Origin of the sequence: Amphritea pacifica, from assembly GCF_016924145.1 — a bacterium.
GTDB classification, from domain to species: Bacteria; Pseudomonadota; Gammaproteobacteria; order Pseudomonadales; family Balneatricaceae; genus Amphritea; species Amphritea pacifica.
This window is the reverse complement of sequence record NZ_JAFFZO010000072.1, coordinates 1-1,635: the sequence shown is the minus strand read 5'-3', so window position 1 is coordinate 1,635 and position 1,635 is coordinate 1. Positions and strand designations below refer to the sequence as shown.

Genomic DNA, 1,635 nt, shown 5'->3' with positions numbered 1-1,635 from the left:
GCTGGCTGGTGCTGAAACCGTGCAGGGGGATGCTGTCGAAGTAACGATGATAGCGGTGCACCAGATGCAGCTGATAGCTGAGTATACCCTGATGGCTGGGGCTGCTGACCAGATAGCAGTCGAACTCGGGGAAAGGATGGCTGTAGAGCTCTTTATTGTTTTTATAGCGGGTGACCATGCCGGTGGCACGACTGAAGGTGAAATGCTTGACCGCTTTCATAAACCAGGGCATGGGGAGGTAGCCATGCTCAGAGGCTTCCGCATAACCCCAGATCAGGCCTGAAGGGAGGAACACATAAAAGGAAAAATCTATAAATAGTTCCATCTCAGTTTTTAAAGAGGAGCCGTTAAATATAATTTCTTGTAATGAGATAAATAAAAAAATAGGAAGGAAGATTACAATCCCTCCCTTAGCAAACATAGTGATGTAAAAGTAGATTAATCCCCAGCGATTAAGCGAGCCTACGGTGCACTGATTTTCATCCCAATAGGTCTCGCCTTTATTGTCTTTAATGCGCTGTTTGATCTCTGACGGTGTTGGCTCCTGGATCATACTGACGGGAACCGTCTCGTTGGCCCGGCTCCAGGGTAGGGGATCACCGCCCTGTAGCAGTTTAATCAGCGTGCCCTGTTCCGGGCGTGGCTTCTGCCTGGAATAGCGCTGGCTGTTCCAGGCGGTGCTGCTGTAGGGCTGTATCTGTTGGAAGTCCATTTTTATTCGTTTAGTCCGTTAGTGTTGTCAGGCCTGAGTGCCGCCTTTAAACAGATCGATCTCCGGGCCCATACTAGGCATAAAACGTTGCTCTGCACGTAGTTGAGCGATCGCCTCTTCAAACTCGTCATCATCCATTGAGAACCAGTAATCGGGTTGTCGATTGGTTTTAGCATCGTAGGCGGCGGTGGTGGGATCGCGGGGCCGGGCCGGTTCCAGCTCCGGAATATCAGGCATTGGCTGGCTGGTGTCCATATAGCGCTGGATCAGGTTCCAGATCCGTTCAAGCTCCTCCGGTTGCTGGCTGGTGCTGAAACCGTGCAGGGGGATGCTGTCGAAGTATCGATGATAGCGGTGCACCAGATGCAGCTGATAGCTGAGTATACCCTGATGGCTGGGGCTGCTGACCAGATAGCAGTCGAACTCCGGGAAAGGATGGCTGTAGAGCTCTTTATTGTTTTTATAGCGGGTGACCATGCCAGTACTACGGCTGAAGGTGAAATGTTTGACCGCTTTCATAAACCAGGGCATGGGGAGGTAGCCGCGGCCTGAGGCTTCGAAATAACCCCAGATCAGGCCTGAAGGGAGGAACACGTATACTATATATATATATATAGCTTCGAGTAATTCATTGATGGCCTTAGGATCATCAAAGTATAGATATAGTGTTATAAAAGGAAAAAGAGGGCCGAGGAAGACGCAAAAGCCTTTCGCGAACATAGTGATGTAAAAGTAGATTAATCCCCAACGATTAAGCGAGCCTATGGTGCACTGATTTTCATCCCAATAGGTCTCGCCTTTATTGTCTTCGATGCGCTGTTTAATCTCTGCAGGTGTTGGCTCCTGGATCATACTGACGGGAACCGTTTCGTTGGCCCGGCTCCACGGCAGCGGATCACCGCCCTGCAGCAGTTTAATCAGCG

General features: G+C 50.2%; 1 protein-coding gene and 1 pseudogene. Both read right to left on the bottom strand.

Annotation, left to right across the window (positions count from 1 at the left end; all coding sequences use genetic code 11):
• A pseudogene (locus JW499_RS21390) lies at positions 1 to 712 on the bottom strand (hypothetical protein); the annotation flags it as partial.
• Positions 713 to 739: 27 nt separating this feature from the next.
• A partial coding sequence (locus JW499_RS21385; protein ID WP_205212486.1) for a hypothetical protein occupies positions 740 to 1,635 on the bottom strand: 896 nt, incomplete at its 5' end.